This window comes from Actinobaculum suis (genome assembly GCF_900102025.1).
Lineage (GTDB): Bacteria > Actinomycetota > Actinomycetes > Actinomycetales > Actinomycetaceae > Actinobaculum > Actinobaculum suis.
Genome location: NZ_FNAU01000032.1, coordinates 1 through 1994, shown reverse-complemented (window position 1 = coordinate 1994; position 1994 = coordinate 1). Strand labels below are relative to the sequence as shown.

Annotated in this window: 4 protein-coding genes; all 4 read right to left on the bottom strand. The window is 50.0% G+C overall.

Annotation, left to right across the window (positions count from 1 at the left end):
• Nucleotides 1–221: 221 nt before the first annotated feature.
• Nucleotides 222–575 (bottom strand): hypothetical protein, encoded by a 354-nt coding sequence (locus BLT47_RS08775; RefSeq protein ID WP_049618924.1) that lies wholly within the window; start codon nt 573–575, stop codon nt 222–224.
• Between the two features lie 5 nt (nt 576–580).
• Complete coding sequence (locus BLT47_RS08770) at nt 581–919, bottom strand: polymorphic toxin type 50 domain-containing protein (RefSeq protein ID WP_244924605.1); 339 nt, start codon at nt 917–919, stop codon at nt 581–583.
• Between the two features lie 17 nt (nt 920–936).
• Nucleotides 937–1614: a DUF4417 domain-containing protein gene (locus BLT47_RS09760; protein ID WP_074663948.1), complete on the bottom strand. Its 678-nt coding sequence runs from the start codon at nt 1612–1614 to the stop codon at nt 937–939.
• A gap of 84 nt (nt 1615–1698) precedes the next feature.
• Nucleotides 1699–1947, bottom strand: coding sequence for an integrase core domain-containing protein (locus tag BLT47_RS09755; RefSeq protein ID WP_143021840.1), 249 nt, complete (start codon nt 1945–1947; stop codon nt 1699–1701).
• Nucleotides 1948–1994 lie beyond the last annotated feature (47 nt).

Below are 1994 nucleotides of genomic sequence, written 5' to 3'. Positions count from 1 at the left end.
TGCGCGGAATATGTTTTACGGGACATGGTAGAAGACTACCTTTCTCCGGCTGAACGCCGGGGCTAGCCTATGTCCACCAACAGGGGGTCAGGTCCTTTCTTCATGATTACCAGTCATCCTGCCCAACAGGGGCTGTCACGAAAGACACGCTCAAATCGCATGGTCTATTTAATCCAGCCCAGGCCAAAGGCTTGGCCGATGATTCCGAAGAAATACCCGCATCACTTGGCTCGTGATGGATCCTGACCTACTGAGTACACAACGACACCGCTTATCAGATCCGTAATCAGAACCGGGAAATCACGATAATCGATAGCGAGGTATTTTCCGTAACGCCGTCGCCCAGCTTTAATAGACTCGACTATCTCAAAAACAACCTGATGGAATTCATCGTAACGCGGATCTGCGATATCAATGTCCAGTTCTCCACCATTGTCGGAGTCTGTTGCTGTAAAAAATACCCCTGAGTAATGTTCGCCATCTTCAAAAAGTATCGATAGAGGGTTGTTTAGATTCGCGCTTGCATACTCCTCTACGGGCCAAACCTGAAATTCTTCTTCTGCATGCAGGTACATTGGGATCAACTCCTTGTCAAAGGGTGGGCAGGAACAAGATGGCAGCCTGTTTGGGAATAGTGGATGGTGGCTCGGCTAGTGGGACGACTCTTGCCAGTTCGGACATCACGATAGAGACCGACGATAACCCCACAATCGATCACTTCTCGATTCTTGCCCCACCATTCTCCGGTACCGGCTTTTAATTCTACTAATGCTTGAATTTGGGTGATATCAAGCGTAATGGGTGACCTCTTCGGATCATAGCCTTGCTGTCCAGGAAGATGCTTCGATTGTTTTCCAAAATGCACCTCGGTTGTGAAACCCCGAACAGCTCGGAATATACGACCTTTGTAGTCGATCATTTTGCTTCGAGGCTTACTCATGCCACACCTCGATTCTTGGACCTCTGCCAAGTGTCTGGGGAAAACACATGAACCGGTATCCCTAGTTCAAGCGGAACCTCTCTCAAAGCCCTAGGCAAGCATCCGTACACAACGAGATCTGTAGGCATCTTCAGACGGCAAATTAGACTGATTTCCTCCCGAAATTGATGCATACTGTTCGATTTCTTGATGCATCCGTGAGTCCCTACTGCAAGCGTCCTTGAAGATGGCACACCTGCCAGTGCGTAGGAGACGGACTCTCGTCCAGTTAGACGAACGTTCGGGATAACTTGAACCCCATTCCTTTCCAGCCATGCACCCAGTAGTTGATTCTTATACGTTGCGTGCATTCGTTCGCAAATAGGCAAATTCTCGTAGGTCGAGAAATCAGGGCTAACGACTCCTGAATATTCGCTGAGGCGAGGTAGGTACTTTTCAGGATTATTCCAAAACCTAACAAACTTCTGATCATCTTCATAAAAATGTACCCACGTCCCTGGCTTGATCTCGCCGCCTCTTGTGGTCTCTGAGAATACTTCCAAGAACTCAGGAACTTCCTCGCAACCTTCGATGATCGGGATGTCGTATGGGCGCGCAAGTTTTAACCCATTTAGCAATCTCCAGTTACCGACGTCCCTCCAATCCTTGGATGGTGTAATCGTTCGGCTCTCCATATTGCTCGTACGTAGTACACCCATGTGCTCAGGTAGAACGAGATTCGGCAAAGGTGCTTGCAACACCTTGGGCCGGGCTAGTTTTTAGGACCGGTCGGTTTGAGTGCCTTCCTGGGTTTGGTGCCATTGGTTGGCGTACTCAGTCGGTGGGATAAATCCTAGGCTCGAATGCGGATGATGCGTATTGTAACGCTCTGACCACAGTCGCAGGCAGTGCGACGCGTGGGCAGGGTCGTCGAACATCTCGTCTTCTAGCAGCTCGTCACGTAGCCGGTTGTGGAAGGACTGGACCTGACCCCCTGTTGGTGGACATAGGCTAGCCCCGGCGTTCAGCCGGAGAAAGGTAGTCTTCTACCATGTCCCGTAAAACATATTCCGCG